The following is a 22319-nucleotide window of genomic DNA, read 5'->3' on the forward strand; positions in this document are numbered from 1 at the left end:
CGTCCCGGTCGACCGTCAGGTCATCGGCGAAGTGCCGGTCGCCAGTGGCATCGGGCACGTACTTCACACAGACAACGATCCTCAAGCTCACGCCGAGTCTCCTTACAGATGGGGCACACACGGGCTGCGCGCACGAAGCGGATGCGGGACGCGCACGATGAATACCTCGAACATAGGGTACTGAGTACCCTCTGTAAATGCATTGGGTGCCACATTTGTGGGTTCCGGTGTTACGTTCCCCGCATGACCGAGGTGCGGAGGCGGCGCAAGCCGACGGGAGAGGCCCCCGAAAGTGCGGCCTCAGCGGGGGACGTGACGAAGACGCCCATGCGGGAGGTCCTGGCGGAATCCGCGTTCGCGCTGTTCCTGGAGCGCGGTTTCGAGCGGACCACGGTGGACGACATCGTGGCGCGGGCCGGGGTGGGCCGCCGTTCCTTCTTCCGGTACTTCCCGTCCAAGGAGGACGCGGTCTTCCCCGACCACGACCGCTGCCTCGCCGACATGACGGCCTTTCTGGAGGCGGCGGGCGCGGCCGAACCCGTCGGCGCGGTGTGCGACGCGGCCCACCTGGTCATGCGCATGTACGCGGCGAAGCCCGAATTCTCCGTGCAGCGCTACCGGCTGACGCGCGAGGTGCCCGGTCTGCGCACGTACGAACTCTCTGTCGTGCGCCGTTACGAACGCACCCTCGCCGCCTATCTCCGCACCCGGTGGGAGGGCGCCGCGGACGGCGCGCTGCGCGCCGAAGTGGTGGCCGCCGCGGTGGTCGCCGCCCACAACAACGCCCTGCGGACCTGGCTGCGCACGGGCGGCGAGGGCGACGCGGACGCGGCCGTCGAGCACGCGCTGGCCACGGTGCGCCAGGTGTGGGCGGGCAGCCGTGAGCCGGTGGGGGAGGCGGTGCGGGAGCCGGAAGGGGACGAGGTCATCGTGATGGTGGCCCGCAAGGGCGCTCCGTTGTGGCGGGTGGTCCAGCAGGTCGAGGCGGCGCTGACGGAGGAGTGAGGGGCACGGACGGAGCCGGCCTCAGCACTGAGTACCACGCCTGATGGGTACGGGCAGGTACTCAGTGCCGTGGGCGGTCCCGCGGATGACGCGGGGCGACTCGGGGCTCAGTTTCGCTTCTCCCACACGGCCCGCGTGAGGTCGTACTCCACCTCGCCGTGTTCGGAGCCCTCGATCGCCTCCGGCCAGTCGCCCGTGAAGTGCCGCACGAAGGTCAGACCCGCCTTCTCCATCACGCTCCGGGACCGCGCGTTGACCGCCATCGTGTTCGCGGTCACCCGCTCGACCCCGAGCTCCGCGAAGCCCTTGTCGACCAGGGCCCGCGAGCCCTCGGTGGCGTAACCCCGGCCCCAGGCGGCCCTATTCAGCCGGTAGCCCAGCTCGACCACGAAGGGGCGGCTGTCCTCCAGGGGGCAGAACTCGAACCAGCCCAGGAAGGTGCCCGTGGCCTTCTCCTCCGCGGCCCAGTAGCCGCGGGTGCCGAAGTGCGGGTAGGTGTGCAGCAGGCGCGGCAGCGTGCGCGTGCGGATCGTCTCCGGGCTGGTCGGCTTCCCGCCGGTGATGAAGCGCATGACGTCGGGGTCGCCGTCGAGCGCGCACAGGTGGTCGGCGTCGGCCTCGGTGAAGGCCCGCAGAACGAGCCGGTCTGTCTCCAGGAAGGGTTGCATGCCCTGAGCCTCCGCGGCGTCGCTGCCGGCCGCCAGTGAATTTCCGCGGTGTCCCGGTCTCTCGGTGCCCCGGCGTCGTACGCCGGTGAGCGGCCCGGCAGTTGGCGCTGCGCGGACCTTGACGGTGACTGACCGGTCAGTCACCTTTACGGTATGCCGAAGAAGGTGGACCGCACCGCCCGCCGCGAGGAGTTGCTCGACGCGGCGCTGCGGGTGTTCGCGCGCAAGGGCTTCGCCGCCTCACGCATCGACGACGTGGCGGCCGAGGCCGGAATCGCCAAGGGGAGCGTCTACCTGTCCTTCGACAGCAGGGACGCCCTTCTGGAAGCCGTGTTCCAGCGCTACGCCGCGCGGTCGGAGCAGGCGCTCGCCGCCGCCTCGGCGGTGCGGGGCCCCGCCCTGGACCGTCTGGCGGCACTCGTGCGCGGCACGGTCGCGTTCCTGGCCGCGCACCCCGAGCACGCCCGTGTCCTGGCGGACGTGTGGGCCTGCCGGGCCCCGCTGGACCTGGCGGCCGTCCACCGGGCCCACCGCGAGGCGGTCGCCCGGCTGCTGGCGGACGCGCGTGCCGAGGGCACGCTGCGGCCGGGCGTCGGCGCGGCGCACGCGGCGGTCGTCGTGGGGGCCGTCGAAGGGTGCCTGGTGCAGTGGCTGGCGGACCCCCGGACGCCGCTCGCGGAGCTGGCCGGGCCGATCGTCGAGGTGTGCGTGGAAGGTCTGCGCGCATGACCGCCCCCGGCCGGCCCCCGGGCATCCCCGAACCTTCCGCCGCCGGGGCCTCCGGCCGGCGTACTGGCGCCCCCGGACCGCCCGCAGCCGGGCCCTCCGCTTCCCGTGGCACCGCCTGGACGCGGCTCACCGACCGGCTCGTCGCGCCCGGTGCGACGCGTGGCGAGATCACGATCAGCCTCGGGGCCGCAGCGGTCGGCGCGGCACTCGCGTCGGTCCTCGCGCTGCGGGCCCCGCTCCCCTGGCCTGCCTGCGTGGTCCTCGCCCTCGTCGCCTTCGACCTCTTCGGCGGAGCGGTGGTCAACTCCACCCGCTCGGCCAAGCGCTGGTATCACCGCCCGGGGCGTACGGCCCGCCACCACCTGCTGTTCGTCGCGGCGCACGGGCAGCCCTTCCTGCTGGCCTGGGCGGTCCCCGGGTACGGCTGGACGACGGCCCTCCTCGTGTACGTCTCGGTGGCGGCCGCCGCCGTCCTGGTGACCGTCGCCCCCGCACCGCTGCGCCGGCCGGTCGCCTTCGCGCTCACCGCGCTCGTGCTGGTCCTCGTCACGGGCCCGGCGGACGTGCCGGACGCGGTGGCGTGGTTCGCCCCCCTCCTGCTGGTCAAGCTGCTCCTCGCGCACCTGCTGCCCGAGGCGGACACGGGTTCAGACGCGGGCGGCCGCACCCCGTGACGCGGGCTCCAGCGCGAGCCGGCCGCCCTTCCAGCGGCGGCGGAGCAGCCGGTCGTGGCTGACGACCACCAGCGCCCCCGGGAAGGCGCCGAGCGCCGCCTCCAGTTCCTCCACCAGCACCGGCGAGAGGTGGTTGGTCGGCTCGTCCAGGAGGAGCACGTCCAGCGGGGCGGTGACCAGGCGGGCCAGCGCCAGGCGTTGCTGCTGGCCCGTCGACAGCCGGCCCACCGGCACGTCGAACATCTCCTCGCCGAAGAGGCCCAGTGCCAGCAGCCGTTGGGCGTGCTCCTCCGGTCCGCCGGGGCGGCCGTCGCCGAAGGCGGTGAGCAGGGGCAGGTGGGGCACCCTGAAGCGGGGTTCCTGCGGCAGGTAGCCGATGCGGCCGCGCCGGGTCATGTCGCCGCCGGCGGGGGTGAGTTCACCGGCGAGGACGCGCAGGAGCGTCGTCTTGCCCGCTCCGTTGGGACCCGTCACCAGCAGCCGTTCACCGGAGGCCAGCTTCAGGTCCGTGGGGGCGAGGCGGCCGTCGACCCGGATGCCGGACGCCTCGACGACCGTGCCGTGCCGCTGCCCCGTACGCAGCACCGGGGCGAAGCGCAGCGGCTCCGGTGGGGCGGGCACCGGACGGGCGAGCAGGCGGCGCAGGCGCTCCTCCGCCCGGCGCACCCGGCCGGCCTCCGACGCCTGCACCCGGTTGCCGGCCATGCCGTACGCCATCTTGTTGCGGTCCTTCATGGCGCGGCCCGGCACCACCTGGTGCGCGGTCGTCGCCAGTGACGTACGGGCGTCCTCGACATCGCTCACCCACTGGGCGTGGGACCGGACCCAGCGCTGCCGGGCCGCCGCCTTCTCGGTCAGGTAACCGGCGTAGCCGTTGCCGTAGCGGACGACCGTGCGGCGGTCGGCGTCGACCTCCAGGAGCGTGGTGGAGACGCGCTCCAGGAAGACGCGGTCGTGCGAGACGGCGACCGTCGTGCCGCGCCGGTCGCGCAGGTGGTTCTCCAGCCAGTGCAGGGCGTCCGCGTCGAGGTGGTTGGTGGGCTCGTCGAGCAGGAGGACCTCCGGGGAGGCCGCGAGCAGCGCGGCCAGGCGCAGGCGGACCTGTTCACCGCCGGAGAGGGTGCCGGCCGTGCGGTCGCGGGCGAGCAGGCCGAGGCCCAGCCCGTGCAGGGCGCGTTCGAGGCGGGCGTCCGCCTCGTACCCGCCGCGCAGTTCGAAGGCGGTCAGCAGGGCCCCGTACGCGGACAGCACGGACCCGGCGGGGTCGTCGCCGTCGCCGCCGTCGGCCATCGCGGCCTCCAGACGGCGCAACTCGGCTTCCATCGTGCGGAGTTCGCCCAACGCGCGGTCGACGATGTCCTGCACGGTGGCCAGGGGAGGCAGCTCCTCGTCCTGGGCGAGGAAGCCGACGCCGCCGTCCGCGTGGACGACGATCTCGCCCTCGTCGGGCTGTGCGGCACCCGCGAACAGGCGCAGCAGGGTGGTCTTGCCGGAACCGTTCTCACCGACGATTCCGGTGCGCTCGCCGGGGGAGAGGGAGCAGGTGACCGCGTCGAGGACGGTGCGGCCGTTGAAGGACTTAGTGACGGAGAGAGCGGCGATCTGGGTGGGCATGCGGGGGCTCCGAAGCATTCGGGGACGGAGCGGCCGGTACGGGACGTACGGACCGCGAGGTCGGGAGAACGCTTCGCTTGAGCATGGAGGGCCCCATTAGTGCGACAACAGTTGCGTTAGAATCATGACATGAGGACTCCGAGGACGGCAACAGGTGCCCCGTCCGTCACCGCCCCTCCGCGGGAACCGGAGCGGGCGGCCCCCGCGCGCCGACCCGGGGGGCGCACCGCCCGCACGCGGGCGCTCGTGCTCGACGCCGTCCGCGCCCAGTTGGTCGAGCACGGCTACGACGGACTCACCGTCGACGCGGTGGCCGACCGCGCCGGTGTCCACCGCACCACCGTCTACCGCCGCTGGCAGGACGTCGGCGGTCTCCTCGCGGACCTCCTGACCCTCGGCGCGGAGGACGACTGGCGGCCCGCCGACACCGGCACCCTGCTCGGCGACCTGGCCGCCCTCAACCACGAGGTGCACGCCTCCCTCACCGAGCAGCCCTCCGTCGCCGCCGCCCTGATCGCGGTCTCCTTCCGCTCCGCCCCGGCCGCCGACGCCCTGCGCGGCTTCTGGGAGGAGCGGTACGCGCAGTGCGAGACGGTCGTGGAGAGGGCGGTCGTACGGGGCGAACTTCCGGCGGAAACCGATGCCCGCGCCCTGCTCGTCGCCGCCACCGCCCCGCTCTACCACCACCTGGTGCTGCTGCGTTCCGCCCCGGACCCCGGACTGCCCGACCGGGCGGCGCGGACGGCCGTACTCGCGGCGGAGGCGGGCGCGTTCAGCCGCTGAGGGCTGAGGGCTGAGGGCTGAGGGCGGGGCGCTGGGCGCTGGAAGGGTGGTGCCGCCGGGTCACTCCCCGCGTTCCATCCTCCCCACCACGCTTCCGTCCAGCTCGGCCAGCAGCTCCGCCGGGTCCGCGTAGACCTCCGCCGCCCCGGCCTCCACCAGGTCCGCGCGCGGGATGCCGCCCGCCAGCACGGCGACCGTGCGCACCCCCGCCTTGGCGCCCGCCTGCATGTCCCACACCGTGTCGCCGACGAACACCGCGTCCTGCGGCTCGCATCCGGCGATCTCCAGAGCCTGGTGCACCGGGTCGGGAGCGGGCTTGCCCTGCTCCACGTCGTCCGCGCTCGCGACCCCCGCGATCACGTCGTCCGCGTCGATCGCCCGGCGCAGCGCCTCCAGTTCGGCCCCGCCCGCCGAGGTGGCCAGGACGATGCGCCAGCCCCGGGAGTGCAGGGAGCGCAGCAGGTCGCCCGCCTTCGGCAGGGCGGCCAGCCGGTCGAAGTACGTGCCGTACAGCGTGGAGTGCGCGGCGCTCAGGGCGTCGTCCTCGTCCGTGTCGCGGTCGTCGCCCAGCAGGTGGGCGATGAGGTCCTCCGAGCCCAGGCCGATGGCCCGGTGGATGTCGTGCGTCCGCACCTGGTGACCGGCCTGGCGGAAGGCCTCCCACCAGGTGACCACGTGCAGGTGGTTGGTGTCGGCGAGGGTGCCGTCGACGTCGAAGAGCGCCGCGCGGGTCATCGAATTCGTTCCTTCCGGTGCGGTTTCAGCGGCCCAGGGCCTTGGCGAGCTCGTCCTTGGTCATCGAGGAACGGCCCTTGACGTTGCGGGACCTGGCCTCCTCGTAGAGCTGGTCCCGGGTGGGGCCCTGTGAGCCCTTGTGCGAGTTCAGGCCGCCCCGGCGGGAGGACGAGACGTCCTGGGTGGAGGTCCTGCTCGCCTCCTTGGCCTCCCCGCTCCTGGCCCGCTCCTTGTTCACCGTGCGCGCCGCGATCTCCTCGGCGCGCTTCTTGCTCTCACCGCGCTGCCGGGCGCTGTCCTTGATGTGTTCGTACTGCCGCTCGCGCTTGGCGTTCGATCCTCGGGGCATGGTGCGACGTCCTGTCTGTGCGGAGGGTCTGCGTTTCCTGTCCGTAAGGAGGTCCGCGTGCGGGGTGCGGGGCCCGGTGCGTCAGGCGTCGGACGCCGACAGCCGGAGCTGGACCTCGATCTCCTGGTCGCCGGAGGCCGAACCCCGCTCCTCGACGGCGAACGCCGAAGCGAGCGCCTTGCGCAGCCGGTCCACGGCCACCGGGGCGCCCTGGAGTTCGGCGGTGACGCCGCCCTTCAGCTCCGTGCCGGACAGGGAGCCCGGGGCGTCGGCGGCCACGAAGGACTCCGTCCAGGTGTCGGAACCGGAGTCCGGGCTCCCGCCGGAGGTGTCGGAGGGGCGGCCGGAGGAGAACGCCGAGCCCAGTGCGGACAGGACGGCCTTCGCGTCGTCGGCGGCGCAGTCGCTCAGCACCACCTGCACCAGGTCGGGGGAGTCGGCCTGCGAGGAGTCGTTCATGGGGAAGTCCTTCTTTCCGCTCGTGTTTTCGCTCGTGCACATGCGTGGGGTGCTCTTCAGAGTTCGCGCAGGGCGGGCAGCAGCTCCTTCTCCGCCCAGGAGATGAAGGGCTTCTGGTGCTCGCCGCCCACCTGGACGAGGGCGATCTCGGTGAACCCCGCCTCGGCGTACGGCCGTACCGCCTCGACGAAGTCCTCCACCTTCGAGCCGCAGGGGATCGCCTCGGCCACGTCCTGCTCGGTGACGAACTGCGTCGCCCCGGCGAAGCTCGCGGGTCCGGGCAGCTCCGCGTTCACCGACCAGCCGCCCGCGAACCAGCGGAACTGGTCGTGCGCCCGGCTGATCGCCGCGTCCCGGTCGGGGTCGAAACAGACGGGCAGCTGCCCCACCCGCGGCTTGCCCGTACCGCCGTGCCGCTCGAAGGACTCGATCAGCTCGGCCTTCGGCTCGGTCGCGATGACCAGGTCGGCCAGCCGCCCGGCGAGCGAACAGGACCGCTCGCCGGAGACCGCCACACCGATCGGCGGCAGCTCGTCCGGCAGGTCCCAGAGCTGCGCGTTCGCGACGTCGAAGTGCTCGCCGCGGTGGTTGACGTTGCCGCCCGCGAAGAGCGCGCGGATGATCTCCACCGCCTCTTCGAGCATCTCCAGCCGCACCCCGGCCGACGGCCAGCCCGCGCCCACCACGTGCTCGTTGAGGTTCTCGCCCGAGCCGAGGCCCAGCCGGAACCGCCCCTCGGAGAGCTGCTGGAGGGTCGCCGCCTTCTGGGCGATCACCGCCGGGTGGTAGCGGACCGTCGGGCAGGTCACGTAGGTCATCAGCGGAATCCGCTCGGTGGCCTGCGCCGCCGCGCCCAGCACGCTCCACGCGTAGGGGGCGTGGCCCTGGGAGTCCAGCCACGGGAAGTAGTGGTCGGACGTGACGGAGAAGTCGAACCCGGCCCGCTCGGCGGCCACCACGTCATCGACGAGGGCGCGCGGGCCTGCCTGCTCGGTCATCATCGTGTAGCCAATTTGCACCATTGGGTGCGTGTAGCCGCTCTTGTCCGCCGTCAAACCTCGCTCGGCGCCGAGCGGAACCGCCTGCCCCGCTGTACCCCGGCCGCCTCGGGCGATGTGTGTGCGGCCCATGTTTCCTCCCGGCGATGAGGGGCAGTGGAGAAATCGCCCCGCCAAGATCCGCGGCATGCGGGCCGCGCGGCGGCACCTCAGAGTGTGGGAAGGGGCTCGCCCCGGGACGGCTCTACCGTGCGGCGGTCTCGTCCTGAGGGGGTGTGCCCCGAGGCGGCTCCGCCCCCGGGAGTTCCGCCTCCTTCCCCCCGTATCGGCCCCGGGAGTTTGTTCCATGCGTGATGACCTGCCCCCTTCCACGGCCCCCGAGGCCCTGGACGCCGACGCAGGACCGCTCGCGGCGCGGCGGCAGGCCGCCGAGGGCTTCCGCTCGGTCCTGGCGCGCGTCGACGCCGGTGAGCTGGAGTTCCCCCTGCCCGGCTCCGGGCGCACCCGTGACCGGTTCGCCGCCCTGCGGGCCGTCGCCGGGACCGACCTGTGCACGGCCCGCCTGGTGGAGGGGCACGTCGACGCGGCCGCCATCCTCGCCGAGCTGGGCGCGCCACCGCCGGGGCCCGGTGAGCGGTGGGGCGTCTGGGCGGCCGAACCGCCGGGCGAGGGGCTGACCGCCCTGCGCAAGGACGCGGGCGACGGCCCCGGGGGCGCCGGAGGGCGGGCCGAAGACGGCTCCGGCTGGGTGATCAGCGGGCTGAAGCAGTACTGCTCCGGAGCCCACTCCTGCACCCACGCCCTGGTCACCGCCCGCGCCGGTGACGAGCGCAGGCTCTTCGCCGTACGGGTCGACGGCGACGACTGCCGCCCCGTCGACGGCACCTGGCAGGCCGTGGGCATGGCGGGCAGCGACACCCCCGACGTCCGCTTCACCGACGTGCCCGCCCGTGCGGTCGGCGGCCCCGAGGCGTATCTGCGCCGGCCCGGCTTCTGGCACGGCGGCATCGGCGTCGCCGCCTGCTGGTACGGGGGAGCCGTGGCCGCGTCGAGGGTGCTCCGGGAAGCGGCGGAACGTCGTGCCGAGCCCCACACCGACGCCCACCTCGGCGCGGTCGACAGCCGGCTCCAGGCCGCCGGGGCCCTCCTGGAGCAGGCCGCCGCCGAGATCGACGCGGACCCCCTCGACCCGGACGCCGCCCGGCTGCGGGCCATGCGCGTGCGCGCCTTCGTGGCATCGGCCTGCGCCGCCGTCCTCGACCACGTCGGCCGGGCCACCGGCGCCGGACCGCTGTGCCACGACGCCCGGCACGCCCGTACCGCCGCCGACCTGGCCGTGTACCTCCGCCAGCACCACGCGGAACGCGACCTCGCCGCACTCGGCGCTCTCCTCGCCCGACCGGAGGACACCCGATGACCGACACCGCACCCGTGCGCCCCGCGGCGGCGACCCCCGCCCAGGCCCCCACCGCTCCCGCCGCCTCCGCCCGGACCCGCGGCACCGCGTCCGACCCCATCCAGGCGCCCGGCACTCCCGAGGCCGTCTGGCGGGCCTGGCCGGGCTGGGCGGACCTGCCCGAAATCCCGGTCGGCCCGTTCACCCGAGTGGTCGTCGTCGCCGCCCATCCCGACGACGAGGTGCTCGGCTTCGGCGGCACGATCGCACTGCTCGCCGCCGCCGGCACCCGGATCACCGTGGCGATGGTCACCGACGGCGAGGGCTCCCACCCCGACAGCACGGTGCTGACCGCCGACGACCTCGTACGCGTCCGGGCCGCCGAGACCCGCGACGCCCTCGCCGAACTGGGCGCGGCCCAGGCGGCCGTCGTCCCCCTGCACGTGCCCGACACCCGGGTCGGCGCCCACGAGGACCGGGTCGCCGCCCGCCTCGCGGAGCTCGCCGAGGGCGCGGACCTGCTCGTCGCCCCCTGGACCGGGGACGTGCACGGCGACCACGAGGCGGCCGGCCGGGCCGCCCTGCGCGCGGCGGCGGCGACCGGCGTCCCCTGCTGGCTCTACCCGGTGTGGATGTGGCACTGGGCGACCCCGGGCGACTCCCGCGTCCCGTGGGAGCGGGCCGCGCGCATCGCGCTCCCGCCGGACGTCCGGGCCCGCAAGCGCGCGGCGGCCGCGCGCTTCGTCAGCCAGACCGAGCCGTTGGGCCCCGGCCCCGGCGACGCGGCGATCCTCCCGCCGGAGGAACTCGCCCACCACCTGCGGGAGACGGAGGTGGTCTTCCGGTGAGCCGCGCGACCGGCGACCGGGCCCAAGGGCCCACCCCCGCCTCGTACTTCGACGAGATGTACCGCGACACCCCCGACCCCTGGCACCTCGCCGAGCGCTTCTACGAGCGGCGCAAGTACGACCTCACGGTCGCGAGCCTCCCGCTGCCCCGCTACCGTCGCGCCTTCGAACCCGCCTGCTCGGTGGGCGAGTTGACCGTCCGGCTGGCCGAGCGCTGCGAGGAGCTGGTGGCCTGCGACCGGGTGGAGTCCGCCGTCGCCACCGCCCGCGAACGCACCGCGCACCTCCCGCACGTCGACGTGCGCCGCCTCACCCTCCCCGAGGAGTGGCCGGACGGCTCCTTCGACCTGGTCGTCCTGTCCGAGCTGCTCTACTACTTCGACGCACCGGGCCTCCACGAGGTCCTGACCCGCACCGCCGCCGCCCTGGAACCCGGCGGCACCCTCGTCACCGCGCACTGGAACCACCCCGTCCCCGACCACCGGGGCACCGGCAGCACGCTCGCCGGGACGGTCGCCTCCGTGCCGGGGCTGACGCCCGTGGCCGACCACCGGGAGGCCGACTTCGTCCTCCAGGTGTACGCCAGGACCGGGCCGGACGGCTCCCCCGCGCCCTCGCCCGCCGCACGCGAAGGTCTCGTATGACCGCTCGTGAGGTCCCCGGCACGGCCGCTCGCACGACCCTTGAAGCGGCCGTTCGCGCGGCCCCCGGCACGGCCCCTCGGCGGGCCGTCGCCGTCGTGATTCCCGCCTGCGACGAACAGGCCCTGCTTCCGGCCGCGTTGGACGCCGTACGGGTGGCCTCCGAGCACCCGGCGCTGGACGGGGTGCGGGTGCTCACCGTGGTCGTCGCCGACCGCTGCACCGACGACACCCCCGCCCGCGCCCGGGCGGCGGGAGCACTGGTCGTCCCGGTGGGCTTCCGCAACGTGGGGCGGGCGCGGGCGGCGGGGGTGAGCGCGGCCCTGAGGGCGCTGGGCGGCGGCACCCCGGAGGGCGGCGTCCCGTGCGGGCCCCGTTCCGTCTGGCTCGCGTCCACCGACGCCGACAGCACCGTCCCGCCCGACTGGCTCGCCTTCCAACTGGCCCGTGCCGCCGAGGGCTGGGACGCCGTCGTCGGCACGGTCACCGTCGACCGGTGGCCCGCGCACCGGCCCCGGCTGGCCGCCCGCCACCGCCGTCTGTACGAGGTGTCCCGCCCGCCCGCCGGGCAGCCCTGGCAGCACCCGCACGTGCACGGCGCGAACCTGGGCGTCGACGCCCGCGCCTACGCCGCCGCCGGAGGCTTCCCGCCCCTGGCGCTCAGCGAGGACCACGGCCTGGTCGACGCCCTGGAGCGCACCGGCGCACGCCTCCTGCGCACCGCCGACTGCCCCGTGACCACCTCGGGCCGCACCCGGCCCCGGGCCAGGGGCGGCTTCGGCGACCACCTCGCCGGGCTGGACCGCGGCATCCGGGCGGCGGCGGGCGCGGGTGAGGAAGCGGCGGGCTGAGGGGTAGACGACCCGGGTCCGGTCCGCACGACCCCCGGAAGGAACACCCGCACCAGACCTCGAGCAACGTCCGTACCACCCCGGAAAGGGAAGTGAGCACCGTGCCCCTCGACCACAGCGAGGCCCCCGTCCTGGAAGCCCTCGCCGCCTACCACGAGCGCGACGAACTGGGGTTCACCCCTCCCGGCCACAAGCAGGCCCGCGGGGCCGACCCGGAAGTGCGCAAGGTCCTCGGCGACGCCGTCTTCTGCGGCGACGTCCTGGCCAGCGGCGGCCTGGACGACCGGCGGACCCGCAACCGGATCCTGGAGCGCGCCGAGGAGCTGATGGCCGACGCCGTCCACGCCGACCACACCTTCTTCTCCACCTGCGGCAGTTCCCTGTCCGTCAAGGCGGCCATGCTGACCGTCGCCGCCCCGCACGAGAAGCTGCTGGTCAGCCGGGACGCCCACAAGTCCGTGGTGGCCGGCCTCATCCTCTGCGGCATCGAGCCCGTGTGGATCGACCCGCAGTGGGACCCCGTCCGCCACCTCGCGCACCCGCCGTCGCCCGAGGCGTACGACAAGGCCTTCGCCGCACACCCCGACGCCCGGGGCGCCCTCGTCACGAGCCCCACCCCCTACGGTGCCGCCGCCGACCTGAGCGCGCTCGCGGAGGTGTGCCACCGCCGCTCCCGGCCGCTGATCGTCGACGAGGCGTGGGGCGCGCACCTGCCCTTCCACCCCGGGCTGCCGTCCTGGGCGATGGACGCGGGCGCCGACATCTGCGTCACCAGCATCCACAAGATGGGCAGCGGCCTGGAACAGGGCTCGGTCTTCCACCTCCAGGGCGACCTCGTCGACCCGGACGCGCTCGCCCTGCGCGCCGACCTCCTCGGCACGACCAGCCCCTCCGTCCTCCTCTACGCGGGCATTGACGGCTGGCGGCGTCAGATGGCCCTGCACGGCGAACGGCTGATGGACCACGCCCTCGAAGTCGCGGCGACCGCACGGGAGTCCATCGAGGCCATCGACGGCATGCACGTCAACGACTCCGCCGACTTCTGCGGCCCCGGCGCGGCCGCCGGCTTCGACCCGCTGCCCGTGGTCATCGACCTGAGCGGACTCGGGATCTCCGGCTACCGCGCCGCCGACTGGCTGCGCGAGCACCACCACATCGACCTGCACCTCTTCGACCACCGCAGGGTCAGCGCCCAGATCACGCACGCCGACGACGCCACCACCGTCGCCCGCCTCCTGGACGCCCTGCGCTCGCTCGCCGACCACCGCGAGGAGCCGGCCGGCGGCAAACGGGTCCAGGTGCCCACGCCCGCCGACCTGCGGATGGAGCAGGCGGTGCTGCCCCGCGACGCCTTCTTCGCCCGCACCGACGATGTGCCGCTCGCCGAAGCGGAGGGCCGGATCGCCGCCGAGATGATGACCCCGTACCCGCCCGGCATCCCCGTCGTCCTGCCCGGCGAACGCCTCACCGAGCCGGTTCTGACGTACCTGCGCACGGGCGTCGAGGCGGGCATGAACGTGCCGGACGCCACGGATTCGGGACTGGACACCGTCAGGGTGATGCACGAGGACGCCTGACCGTCATCACCCCTCCTGATGCGCGTCCGTACCTCCGGCGCGCGTCACCCCGCCCTCCCCGGGCGTCAGCACCAGCGCCGCCGCGTCGTCGGAGAGGTGGCCGCGGGTGTGCCGGGCGAGGGCGTCGAGCAGCGCCTCCTTCAGTGCGACCGGGCTCTGCCTCGGGGCGGGGCCGGTGAGGAAGGCCGCCAGGTCGAAGAAGTCACGCCGCTCGCCCCGGGCCTCGGTCACGCCGTCGGTGACCACGAGGAGCGACTCGCCGGGCGCGAGCGTATGCGCGACCGGCTCCGGCAGCCCCTTCGGCACGAGGTGGAACAGACCCAGCAGTCCGTACGTGGGCAGCGCGACCTCACGGGCCCCGCGCGCGTCGACGAGGTGGGGGCGGACGTGCCCGCAGTTGACCATGCGCAGCCGTCCGTCCGCTCCCGCCTCGACGATCAGCGCCGTCGCGAACCGGTGGTCCTCCGAGATGCGCTGCCTGCGCCGCAGCGCCCGGTCCATCACCAGCGCCACCCGGCCGAGATCCGCCTCCTCGTACGCCGCCTCGCGGAACGCCCCGAGCAGCGTGACCGTCGCGTCGACCGCCGGAAGCCCCTTGCCGGAGACGTCCCCGAGTACCACGCGCAGCCCGTACGGGGTCTCCAGCGCCTCGTAGAAGTCGCCGCCGACCCGGGCGTCGGAGTGCGCGGCCTGGTAGAACCCGGCGATCCGGTAGCCGCCCAGCTCCGGCGGCAGCGGATGCAGCAGCGCGCGCTGCATCCCGCCGACGACGTCGTGCAGCTCCTGCACCTGCCGCTCCCGGCGCACCCGGGCGGCCGCCGACAGGGCGCTGGCCAGCGTCACCCCCGACATGGCGGTCATCGCGGTGGTCCAGGTCCCCGTCTCCGCCGCCTCCACCACGTAGAGGAACGCCTGCTGGGTCAGCGTCGCGGCCAGCCCCGACACCAGCACGGCCCGCCAGCCGTGCGCGACCGCCACCAGCGGTGGCACCGCGGCCAGGACCGGCCCGAGCCGGGTGTCACTGCCCGTCAGGACCTCGGCGATCACGGCGACCGCCCAGACCACCCAGGGCAGCCATGCCTGTGCCCGGGCACGCCAGCGTTCACGGGCGACGGCGCTCTGCAACGGAGGAGTGGAGGAGGGCATGCGGTACCTGACCCGAGTGACGGAACGCGGACTAACCTGCCCATCCTGCGCGTCCGCCGCCGCAGTCATGCGGGCCCTTGGTCACCAAGGGAAGAGCACTTGGTCCCGGGCCAGCCGCGCCCCACCGCCACGGGAAGGAGCGCGTCGCCGGCGTACGCGGCCAGGGCGCGCAGGACGGCCCCGCGCTGCTCGTTCGCACAACGCACGCTCCGCTCGGGGGAGTTGGGGCGGTCGAGCGACCACGTCTTCGGGCGGCCCGTCAGCGGCGCCGGGAAGCGGGCGAGCAGGCCGCGTTCGGCCGGGGGGCTGCGGCCCCCCTCGGCCGGGCGCGCTGGCGCCGTCCGGATACTTGTGTGTGGCAAGCGTTTCTGCCCGTACGAACGGAAGCACTCCACGTGACCCACACGCCCCCGCTCCTGCAACTGACCGACGTCGGCCGCCGCTACGGCGAGAGGTGGGTCGTCCGAGGGGTCACCCTCGCTCTCGCCCCCGCCGAGTGCGTGGCCCTGGTGGGCGGCAACGGGGCCGGGAAGTCGACACTGCTGCGCCTCGCCGCGGGCCGCGAGGAACCGACCGAGGGGCGGGTCTCCCTCGCCGGCGGCCCCGTCGGCGAGGACACCCCCGCCACCCGGGCCCGGGTAGCCACCGTGATGGACCCCGGCGCGCGCTACCCCGACCTGACCGTGCGCGAGCACCTCATGCTGGTCGCGCTGGCACACGGCCTCGGCACGGACGCCGAGGCCGCCGTCGACCGCGCCCTCGCCGACCACCGCCTCGCCGGGCACGACGGCGTCCTGCCGTCGGCCCTCTCCTCCGGTCAGACCCAGGCGATGCTGCTCGCCTCGGCGTTCGTACGGCCGCACGACCTGCTGATCCTCGACGAACCCGAACAGCGCCTGGACGGCCGCGCCCGCAAGGAGCTGGGCCGCCGCCTGGCCGCGCACAAGGAGCGCGGCACGGCAATCCTGCTCGCCACGCACCACGAGGCACTGGCCGACGCGGTGGCCGACCGGGTGCTGACGCTGGAGGACGGCATACCGGTGGGAGCGGACCGCTGATGTCCGCCGCGGCACCGGCCCCCGGGGAGCCGTCCCCCGCGGCACGCGCCCTCGGCTTCCTGCGCGAGGCGCGTGCGCCGTCCCGGCAGGAGCGCCGCAGGAAGAGCGCGTACGTGGTCTACCTCGTCGCCCTGTTCGCGGTGTTCTGGGCCGGCCCCCTCCTCGCGGCCGCCGCCCGCGCGGGCGGCCGGGGCGACTGGCACGGGGAGACCGCCCGCCTGGTCACGGCCGCGCTGCCGTCGATCGTGCCGGCGCTGTTCGCCCTCACCCTGCTGCTCATGGCGCGCAACGCGGCCTGGCGGGGCCCCGTGCGCGTCGACCTCCCCACGGTCCACTGGCTCCTCCCGCTGCCGATCGCGCGCGGACCGCTCCTGCTTCCCCGGCTGCGGGCGGCCGCGCTCCGGTCGGCGCTGGCCGGGTCGGCCGTGGGCGCCGTGCTGGGTTACGTGGTGCACGTCGCCGGGGCGGGCGGCCCCGTCCCGCTGACGGCGGCGGGCGCGTGGGCCGGGCTGGTCACGGCGCTGACGGGCGTCGGGGCCGGGGTGCTGGTCGAACGGTGGGGGTACCGCGGCCGGACCTTCGGGGCGGGCTGCGCGGCGGTGGCCTGTGGCGTGGGGTTCCTGCCGCTGTGGTCCGGGCCATGGGGGTGGGCGGCGCAGCCACTGGTCGCGGCGGCGGGACACGGTGGCCCTTGGCCGGTCGGGGCGGGGCTCGCGGCGGTGTGCGCGGCGGGCGCGACAGCCGTGGCGTGGCGGGTGGCGCCGCTGATCCCGGCGGCGGCCCTGCGCGCCCGCGCGACGCTCGCCTCGCAGGTCACCGCCTCGCTCTTCGCGCTGGACCTGCGGCAGACCCGCTCCACGGTGCGCGGGCCCCGGCGCGGCCGGGCACGGCCGTGGGCGCGGCTGCCGATGCCGCGCCGCCGGTGGCTGCTCGTGCCGTGGCGGGACGCGACGGGGCTGCTGCGCGAGCCGGGACGGCTGGTGTGGGGCGCGCTGTGGGCGGGGGCCGCGGTGTGGCTGTGCGGGCAGGCCGCGCAGGGCGGGCGCCGGCAGGTGGCGCTGGGCGTGTTGGCGCTCGCCGCCGGGTATCTGGCCGCGGCCCAGTTCGTGGAGCCCGCACGCCTGGAGAGCGACGACTTCCGGCGGGCGGCGGGGCTGCCGTACTCCTTCCGCGCGCTGGCGCTGTGGCACGCGGTGCTGCCGGGGGCGCTGCTGGGCGTGCTGACGGGCGGGGCCGCGCTGGTGCTGTGGACGCCGGGCCACGCCGCCCTGCTGGGGGCGGTGCCGGCGCTGGTGGGCGGGGCACTGGTCAGCGCGTACCGGGGAGCGGTGCCGGTGGAGGTGCTGCTCGGCGGGGAGACGCCGCTGGGCAATTCGGGGCCGGTGCAGGCGGTGCTGTGGTACGGGCGGGGGGCGGTCTGCGCGGTGGCCTCGTCCGCGCCCCTGCTGCTCCTGACGGTACGTCAACACACCCTGCCTCCCACCCCCTTGGCCCTGTTGCTGCTGGCCGGGGCGGTCATGCTCGGGTGGGGCGGGGCGGTGGCGGGGCGGCTGCACGGCGAGCCGCGCCGCCGCGTGCTCGCGACGGCACGGGCCCGCCTCCTGACCCTGCTCGGCTGACCCCGTACGCCCCCCGTCGGCGCGCCCGGGTCCGGCGTCACTCCGGCCGGGCGTCCGGGCCCGCGGGCCGGCCCGCGAGACGGCGGCGCAGCCAGCGGGTGCGGGTGTCGCGGGCGTCCCGGGTGAGGGCCGCCCGCGGGGCCAGACCGTCGAAGCCGTGGCAGGCCCCCGGCCACACATGGAGCTCGGCGTCCCCGCCCGCCCGCCAGATCGCGTTCGCGTACGCGACGCCCTCGTCCCGGAAGAGTTCCGCCGACCCGACCTCGACGTAGGCCGGGGGCAGCCCGGACAGGTCCGTCGCGCGGGCCGGGGCGGCGTACGGCGGCAGCTCCGTCGAGCCGTGCAGGTCGCCCAACGCCGCCTGCCAGGCGGTGGAGTTGGAGGCGCGGTCCCAGACGTCGTGACCCGAGAGCTGGTGGGCGGAGAAGGTGTCGTTGCGGTCGTCCAGCATGGGGGAGAGGAGCAGTTGGCCCAGCGGGGACGGCCCGCCCCGGTCCCGGTTCAGCAGGGCCAGGGCCGCCGCCAGCCCGCCGCCCGCGCTCTTGCCGCCCAGCACGAGGCGTGACGGGTCGACGCCGAGCGCGTCGGCGTTGGCGACCGCCCAGGTCAGGGCGGCCCAGCAGTCCTCCAGCGCCCCGGGGTACCGCGTGCCGGGGGCGAGCCGGTACTCCACCGAGAGGACGGCCAGGCCGAGCGGCTCGGCCCACTCGCGCAGCACCGTCGGCAGGACGGACCACGCGTTGCCCATGACCAGCGCGCCGCCGTGCAGGTACAGGAGGAGGGGGCGGGGCCCGGCGAGCCCGGCCGGGCGCGCGCTCACCAGCGTGACCCGCGGACCGCCCGGCGGCCCCGGCACCCGCAGTTCGCTCACCTCGAAGCGGCCGTCCGCGCGCAGATCCGCCGCCGTCGGCCGGGGCCGGGACGCGGCGTCCCGCGCCTGCCGGGACGCGAGGTTGTGCGCGGTGAGCGGCTCGGCGGACGCCGAGCCCGCTCGTACGGCGGCGAGTTCGGGATCGAGAGCGGGCACGGGCGGCGCGCCGCCGCCTCGCACCGTGCCGCCGCCCCCCGTCGCGTCTCCGCGCCGCGACGTGCTGCCGTCCGGTGGCGGCGGCGTACGGTCCTGGTCCCCGCCGGTGCTCTGCGCGTCCATGGCGCGAAGCCAACCACACCCGGCCGCCGCACCCGTCCGTGTGGTGTGCGGAAATCCGCAGGCATGCCGGGCGGAGGTCCGGGAACCGGTGTCTGCGTGCCCGTACCGCGGACGACCGGTCCGCAGGGTTCGAACGCCTCCGCCCCTGGTCGGTGCGGTGCGGCGAGATGTACAGCGAGATGGAGGACCGCATCGTGCGCAGTGTGGGAGTGGAGGAGGAGCTTCTCCTCGTCGACCCGGAGTCCGGGGAGTCGCGGGCGGTGTCCTCGGCCGTGCTGGCGGTGCCCGCGCAGGACGCCGACGCGGAGGACGTCTTCGAGAAGGAGCTCCACGGAGAGCAGTTGGAGTTCGCGACCCGGCCGCAGTTCTCGATGGGCGACCTGGGCGCGGAGATCCGGCGCTGGCGCGCGGAGGCGGGACGGCGTGCGCAGGAGGTGGGAGCGGCGGCCGTGGCACTGGCCACCTCGCCGCTCACCGTCAGTCCGACCGTCAACACCGGGGACCGGCACCGCTGGATCGAGAAGCAGTTCGGCATGCCGGTGCAGGAGCAGCTCACCTGCGGCTGCCACGTCCACGTCTCCGTGGAGTCCGACGAGGAGGGCGTGCAGGTCCTCGACCGCATCCGGCCCTGGCTGCCCGTCCTCACCGCCATGAGCGCCAACTCGCCCTTCTGGCAGGGCTCCGACACCGGCTACAACAGCTACCGCAACCGCGTCTGGGGCCGCTGGCCGTCCGCCGGCCCGGTGGAGATCTTCGGTTCCGCCGAGAACTACCACCGGCAGGTCGCCGACCTCCTGGAGACCGGCGTCCTGAAGGACAAGGGCATGGTCTACTTCGACGCCCGGCTCTCCCACAACTTCCCCACCGTGGAGATCCGGGTGGCGGACGTCTGCCTGGAGGCCTCCACGACCGTCCTCCTCGCCACCCTGGCCCGCGGCCTCGTCGAGACCGCCGCCCGCGCCCACCGCGCCGGTGAGCCGCCCGTTCCGCACGGCGTCGGGCCGCTGCGCCTCGCCCAGTGGCGCGCCGCCCGCTCGGGCCTCACCGACCGCCTGGTGCACCCCGAGACCCTGCACCCGGAACCGGCGGCCGACGTGGTCCAGGCCCTGCTCACCCATGTCGGCCCGGCCCTGGAGGACGCCGGCGACACCGACGACGTCCGCCGCGCCACCGCCGAACTCCTGAAGGGCGGAACGGGCGCGGAGGTGCAGCGGGCCCTCCTCAAGGAGACGGGCAGCCTGCGCCGCACGGTGTCGGAGTGCGTGCGCCGCAGCGCGGCGTGAGGCCCCGGCCTCCCGCCGCAGGTCCCGGGAGGGGAGCAGGCGGACCCCGTGCTCACCGTGACCACGGGGTCCACGTCCTGGCGAGGCTCGCGGGCTGAGCGGAACCAGCGTCCCGCGCGGGAGGCCCGGCCCGGTCGGGGCATTGCTCGGTGCGGGTGCTGCGCGCAGGTGACGAAGCGTCAGGTACGTCCGTACAGGGCCGCCAGCTCCTCCGCCAGCGCGGCCAGTCGTGTCCGGGCCTCGGGCGGGCCGACGACCTCGACGCGCCGCCCGAGCCCGGCGAGGCGCTCAGCGACGACTTCCACACTGGGACCGTCGACCTCGATCTCCAGCCGGCCGTCGGCATGCGTGCCGGTGATGCGCAGCAGCCCGCCGAGGACCCGCTCCAGGATCGCCCGCGACGCGGGTTCGGCCAGGGCGCGCACGGTCGCCGCGTGCATCCGTTCCTCCAGCCGTGCCGTGAGCGAACGCCACGCGGTGGCGAGGTCGAACCCCGCCGGCCGCACCACCGGCTCCCCGGTCGGCTCCACGGAGGTCACCCGGCTGAGCCGGAAGGTCCGCAGGCCCCGTTCCGTGTCGGCCAGCAGGTAGTCGGCGCCGGCCTTGGAGGCGAGGCCGAGCGGGTGCACGGTGCGCAGCGACTCCGGCTTTCCGGGACCCGCGTACCCGAGCCGGACCTGGACGCCGCCCACCACGGCCCCCTGGAGGACGACCAGCCGGGACCGGTCGGCGGTGACGGCGGTGTGGGCCCAGTCGGTGCCGTCGTGCACGTTCGCCTGGGCGGCGGCCTCGGCGGCGGACCGCAGCGGCGCCGGGAGCGCCCGTATCAACTTCCTTACCACGGTACGGAGTTCGGGCGAGGCCGCCGCGGGCCCGGCCAGCAGGAACAAGGCCCGGACCTCCTCCGACGTGAGCCCGGTGAGGTCGGTCCTGGCCCCGCCGACCAGCGACCACCCGCCGCCGCGCCCACGCTGCGCGTACACGGGAATCCCGGCGGAGGCCAGCGCCTCCAGGTCCCGGCGGGCGGTCCGCTCCGACACCTCCAACTCGGCGGCGACTTCGGCGACGGTGACCCGGGTGCGGGTCTGGAGGAAGAGCAGCGCGGCAACGAGCCGATCGGCTCTCATCGGCGGGACCGGGGCGCGGGGCGAGTCATGGGGGCCATTCTGACGTGGGGGTGTGGGGGCGCGGGGGTGCGGGGGTGCGGGGCTACGGAGTCGCCCGGGACGCCCGGTGCACCCGGGAAACCCGAGACGCCCGAGCCGCCCGGGGCGCAGGCCATCGGTGCGCGAAGCGGGCCCCTGGGGGCCCCTCGCGAATTCTCCCGCGACACCTCCGGAAAAGTGGCCAGGAGATGGCCACTTCACCTCCCAGGATGAAGCCATGAATCAGCCCGAGGCCATCTCGACCACCGACCCCCGCCCCGCCCTCTGGGCGGCCGTCGCCCTCGCCGGCGACACCCTCGTCGCCGTCCGCCCCGACCAGCTCGCATCCCCCACCCCGTGCCCCGACTTCACCGTCGGCCGCCTCGCCCGCCACCTCGTCGCCGTTCTCCGCCGCATCGCCCTCGCGGCCAACGGCGGAGACACCCTGAGCGCGCCCACCGTCGCCGAGGACGTCACCGACGACGCGCTCCCGAAGGCCTGGGAGGAGGCCGTCCGCGAGGCCCGGGACGCCTGGGCCGACCCGGCGGTGCTGGCCCGCCCGCTGACCCTCCCGTTCGGCACCCTTCCCGGCGCGGCGGCGGCCCTGGCCTTCACCACGGAGTTCACCGTCCACACCTGGGACCTGGCCACCGCGACCGGTCTGCGCCCCGCCTGGGACCCGGAGGTCGTGGCCCTCTGCACCGCCACCGCCCGGCGTGCCATCCCCGCCGATCGCCGCGGCGGCGCGGTGCCGTTCGGCCCGGTGGTGGAGGTCCCCGCCGACGCCCCGGCCGTCGAGAAGCTGGTCGCCTGGGCGGGCCGCACCCCGTGAGCCGCGAGTCGCGCTCTCCCTCAGGCCCTCGGGCTGATATGACCGCATAATGTGACACACCTCTCCTGTCCCACCGGGCCAACTGTCCCGGTGGGACATTTCGAGGAGTACAGTCGAATACATGAGCACCCCCGAGGGCCGCCGGGTCCGCAAAGTCCAGGAGAGCCGCGAGGCCATGGCGGCCGCCGCCGTGGACCTGGTGCTCGAAAGGGGCCTCGACGGCGTCACCGTCGAAGCGATCAGCGACCGCGTCGACGTCTCCCGGCGCACCTTCACCCGGTACTTCTCCGGCAAGGAGGACGCTGTCGCCGACGCCCTGCGCGCCGACTTCGCCCGGATCAACGCGGCCCTCGCCGCCCGCCCCGCCGACGAGGCCCCCCTCACCGCCTACCACCGCGCCCTGCACACCTGGCTCGACGGCGAACCGCCCGCCTGGCCCCGCCGGTCCCGCGCCGCCGAGCTGCTGCACCTGCTCCACCAGGAGCCGGCGCTGCGGGCCGCCTACGGACACGTACGGGAAGAGGCGCAGAGCGAGTCCGTACGGATCGTGGCCGAGCGCCTCGGGCAGGACCCGGAGCGCGACCTGCGTCCCGCGCTCGCCGTCGCGCTCGCCGTCGGGGCCTTCGGCACGGCCGTGCGGTTCTGGACCGCCCCCGGCGCGACCACCCCCCTTCCCGAGCTGATCGACACGGCGTTCGCGGCCCTGGCCGACGAACCCGCACCCAGCACCACCCCCGGCAAGTGAAACCAGGTACCACC

23 protein-coding genes and 1 pseudogene are annotated in these 22319 nt (G+C 75.2%); 14 read left to right on the top strand and 10 right to left on the bottom strand.

Going from position 1 to position 22319, the window contains the following annotated elements; translation table 11 throughout:
• Positions 1-91, bottom strand: a pseudogene (locus ACIP93_RS17430) (electron transfer flavoprotein subunit beta); the annotation flags it as partial.
• 236 nt (positions 92-327) lie between these two features.
• Between ACIP93_RS17430 and ACIP93_RS17435 the strand changes: the two are divergent.
• Positions 328-1005, top strand: a complete 678-nt coding sequence (locus ACIP93_RS17435) for a TetR family transcriptional regulator (RefSeq protein WP_401760588.1) — start codon at positions 328-330, stop codon at positions 1003-1005.
• A 107-nt stretch (positions 1006-1112) separates the two neighbouring features.
• Here ACIP93_RS17435 and ACIP93_RS17440 read toward each other — a convergent pair whose 3' ends face one another.
• Complete coding sequence (locus ACIP93_RS17440; protein WP_401759794.1) at positions 1113-1673, bottom strand: GNAT family N-acetyltransferase; 561 nt, start codon at positions 1671-1673, stop codon at positions 1113-1115.
• A 153-nt stretch (positions 1674-1826) separates the two neighbouring features.
• On the opposite strand from ACIP93_RS17440, the gene ACIP93_RS17445 reads away from it, so the two are divergent.
• The gene (locus ACIP93_RS17445; protein ID WP_345219443.1) at positions 1827-2402 is read left to right on the top strand and encodes a TetR/AcrR family transcriptional regulator; all 576 of its coding nucleotides are present in this window, start codon (positions 1827-1829) and stop codon (positions 2400-2402) included.
• Positions 2399-3076 (top strand): hypothetical protein, encoded by a 678-nt coding sequence (locus ACIP93_RS17450; protein WP_401759796.1) that lies wholly within the window; start codon positions 2399-2401, stop codon positions 3074-3076. Before ACIP93_RS17445 ends, ACIP93_RS17450 begins: the two co-directional genes overlap by 4 nt.
• Here ACIP93_RS17450 and ACIP93_RS17455 read toward each other — a convergent pair.
• Positions 3050-4690 carry an ABC-F family ATP-binding cassette domain-containing protein gene (locus ACIP93_RS17455; RefSeq protein WP_401759799.1) on the bottom strand — a complete coding sequence of 547 codons (1641 nt, stop codon included), beginning with the start codon at positions 4688-4690 and terminating at the stop codon, positions 3050-3052. The genes ACIP93_RS17450 and ACIP93_RS17455 overlap by 27 nt on opposite strands.
• A gap of 129 nt (positions 4691-4819) precedes the next feature.
• On the opposite strand from ACIP93_RS17455, the gene ACIP93_RS17460 reads away from it, so the two are divergent.
• On the top strand, positions 4820-5473 hold the full coding sequence (locus ACIP93_RS17460) for a TetR/AcrR family transcriptional regulator (RefSeq protein WP_401759802.1): 654 nt from the start codon (positions 4820-4822) through the stop codon (positions 5471-5473).
• Positions 5474-5533: 60 nt separating this feature from the next.
• Here ACIP93_RS17460 and ACIP93_RS17465 read toward each other — a convergent pair whose 3' ends face one another.
• The 4 genes from ACIP93_RS17465 to ACIP93_RS17480 form a co-directional block, all read right to left on the bottom strand.
• The gene (locus ACIP93_RS17465; protein ID WP_401759804.1) at positions 5534-6208 is read right to left on the bottom strand and encodes an HAD family hydrolase; all 675 of its coding nucleotides are present in this window, start codon (positions 6206-6208) and stop codon (positions 5534-5536) included.
• 25 nt (positions 6209-6233) lie between these two features.
• Complete coding sequence (locus ACIP93_RS17470) at positions 6234-6557, bottom strand: plasmid stabilization protein (RefSeq protein ID WP_345219448.1); 324 nt, start codon at positions 6555-6557, stop codon at positions 6234-6236.
• Positions 6558-6638: 81 nt separating this feature from the next.
• The gene (locus tag ACIP93_RS17475) at positions 6639-7016 is read right to left on the bottom strand and encodes a hypothetical protein (RefSeq protein WP_401759806.1); all 378 of its coding nucleotides are present in this window, start codon (positions 7014-7016) and stop codon (positions 6639-6641) included.
• Positions 7017-7072: 56 nt separating this feature from the next.
• Entirely contained in the window at positions 7073-8038 is a 966-nt protein-coding gene (locus tag ACIP93_RS17480; protein WP_345219450.1) for an LLM class F420-dependent oxidoreductase, read from the bottom strand.
• Positions 8039-8360: 322 nt separating this feature from the next.
• Between ACIP93_RS17480 and ACIP93_RS17485 the strand changes: the two genes are divergently transcribed.
• The 5 genes from ACIP93_RS17485 (at position 8361) to ACIP93_RS17505 (ending at position 13327) form a co-directional block, all read left to right on the top strand.
• Complete coding sequence (locus tag ACIP93_RS17485) at positions 8361-9431, top strand: acyl-CoA dehydrogenase (RefSeq protein WP_401759809.1); 1071 nt, start codon at positions 8361-8363, stop codon at positions 9429-9431.
• Positions 9428-10258 (top strand): PIG-L family deacetylase, encoded by an 831-nt coding sequence (locus ACIP93_RS17490; protein ID WP_345219452.1) that lies wholly within the window; start codon positions 9428-9430, stop codon positions 10256-10258. The genes ACIP93_RS17485 and ACIP93_RS17490 overlap by 4 nt, the downstream gene beginning before the upstream one ends.
• Before the next feature lie 56 nt (positions 10259-10314).
• Positions 10315-10902 (top strand): class I SAM-dependent methyltransferase, encoded by a 588-nt coding sequence (locus ACIP93_RS17495; protein WP_401760590.1) that lies wholly within the window; start codon positions 10315-10317, stop codon positions 10900-10902.
• Positions 10899-11750, top strand: a complete 852-nt coding sequence (locus tag ACIP93_RS17500; RefSeq protein ID WP_401759812.1) for a glycosyltransferase — start codon at positions 10899-10901, stop codon at positions 11748-11750. Before ACIP93_RS17495 ends, ACIP93_RS17500 begins: the two co-directional genes overlap by 4 nt.
• Before the next feature lie 101 nt (positions 11751-11851).
• The gene (locus tag ACIP93_RS17505; protein WP_401760591.1) at positions 11852-13327 is read left to right on the top strand and encodes an aminotransferase class I/II-fold pyridoxal phosphate-dependent enzyme; all 1476 of its coding nucleotides are present in this window, start codon (positions 11852-11854) and stop codon (positions 13325-13327) included.
• Between the two features lie 6 nt (positions 13328-13333).
• Here the strand turns inward: ACIP93_RS17505 and ACIP93_RS17510 are convergent, their stop codons facing one another.
• Complete coding sequence (locus ACIP93_RS17510; protein WP_401759815.1) at positions 13334-14473, bottom strand: PP2C family protein-serine/threonine phosphatase; 1140 nt, start codon at positions 14471-14473, stop codon at positions 13334-13336.
• 395 nt (positions 14474-14868) lie between these two features.
• Here ACIP93_RS17510 and ACIP93_RS17515 point away from each other — a divergent pair, with 395 nt between their 5' ends.
• Positions 14869-15531 (top strand): ATP-binding cassette domain-containing protein, encoded by a 663-nt coding sequence (locus tag ACIP93_RS17515; RefSeq protein WP_401759818.1) that lies wholly within the window; start codon positions 14869-14871, stop codon positions 15529-15531.
• Entirely contained in the window at positions 15531-17150 is a 1620-nt protein-coding gene (locus ACIP93_RS17520; protein ID WP_401759821.1) for a hypothetical protein, read from the top strand. Before ACIP93_RS17515 ends, ACIP93_RS17520 begins: the two co-directional genes overlap by 1 nt.
• A 37-nt stretch (positions 17151-17187) precedes the next feature.
• Here ACIP93_RS17520 and ACIP93_RS17525 read toward each other — a convergent pair whose 3' ends face one another.
• Positions 17188-18300, bottom strand: coding sequence for an alpha/beta hydrolase (locus ACIP93_RS17525; protein WP_401759824.1), 1113 nt, complete (start codon positions 18298-18300; stop codon positions 17188-17190).
• Between the two features lie 167 nt (positions 18301-18467).
• Here ACIP93_RS17525 and ACIP93_RS17530 point away from each other — a divergent pair, with 167 nt between their 5' ends.
• Entirely contained in the window at positions 18468-19583 is a 1116-nt protein-coding gene (locus tag ACIP93_RS17530) for a glutamate--cysteine ligase (RefSeq protein WP_345219458.1), read from the top strand.
• A 179-nt stretch (positions 19584-19762) separates the two neighbouring features.
• Here the strand turns inward: ACIP93_RS17530 and ACIP93_RS17535 are convergent, their stop codons facing one another.
• Positions 19763-20710, bottom strand: coding sequence for a helix-turn-helix transcriptional regulator (locus ACIP93_RS17535; RefSeq protein ID WP_401759827.1), 948 nt, complete (start codon positions 20708-20710; stop codon positions 19763-19765).
• A gap of 256 nt (positions 20711-20966) precedes the next feature.
• On the opposite strand from ACIP93_RS17535, the gene ACIP93_RS17540 reads away from it, so the two are divergent.
• The gene (locus tag ACIP93_RS17540) at positions 20967-21560 is read left to right on the top strand and encodes a TIGR03086 family metal-binding protein (protein ID WP_401759829.1); all 594 of its coding nucleotides are present in this window, start codon (positions 20967-20969) and stop codon (positions 21558-21560) included.
• A gap of 121 nt (positions 21561-21681) precedes the next feature.
• Entirely contained in the window at positions 21682-22305 is a 624-nt protein-coding gene (locus tag ACIP93_RS17545; RefSeq protein ID WP_345219461.1) for a TetR family transcriptional regulator, read from the top strand.
• Positions 22306-22319 lie beyond the last annotated feature (14 nt).

Origin of the sequence: Streptomyces sp. NPDC088745 (genome assembly GCF_044751045.1) — a bacterium.
In the GTDB taxonomy this organism is placed as follows: domain Bacteria; phylum Actinomycetota; class Actinomycetes; order Streptomycetales; family Streptomycetaceae; genus Streptomyces; species Streptomyces cremeus.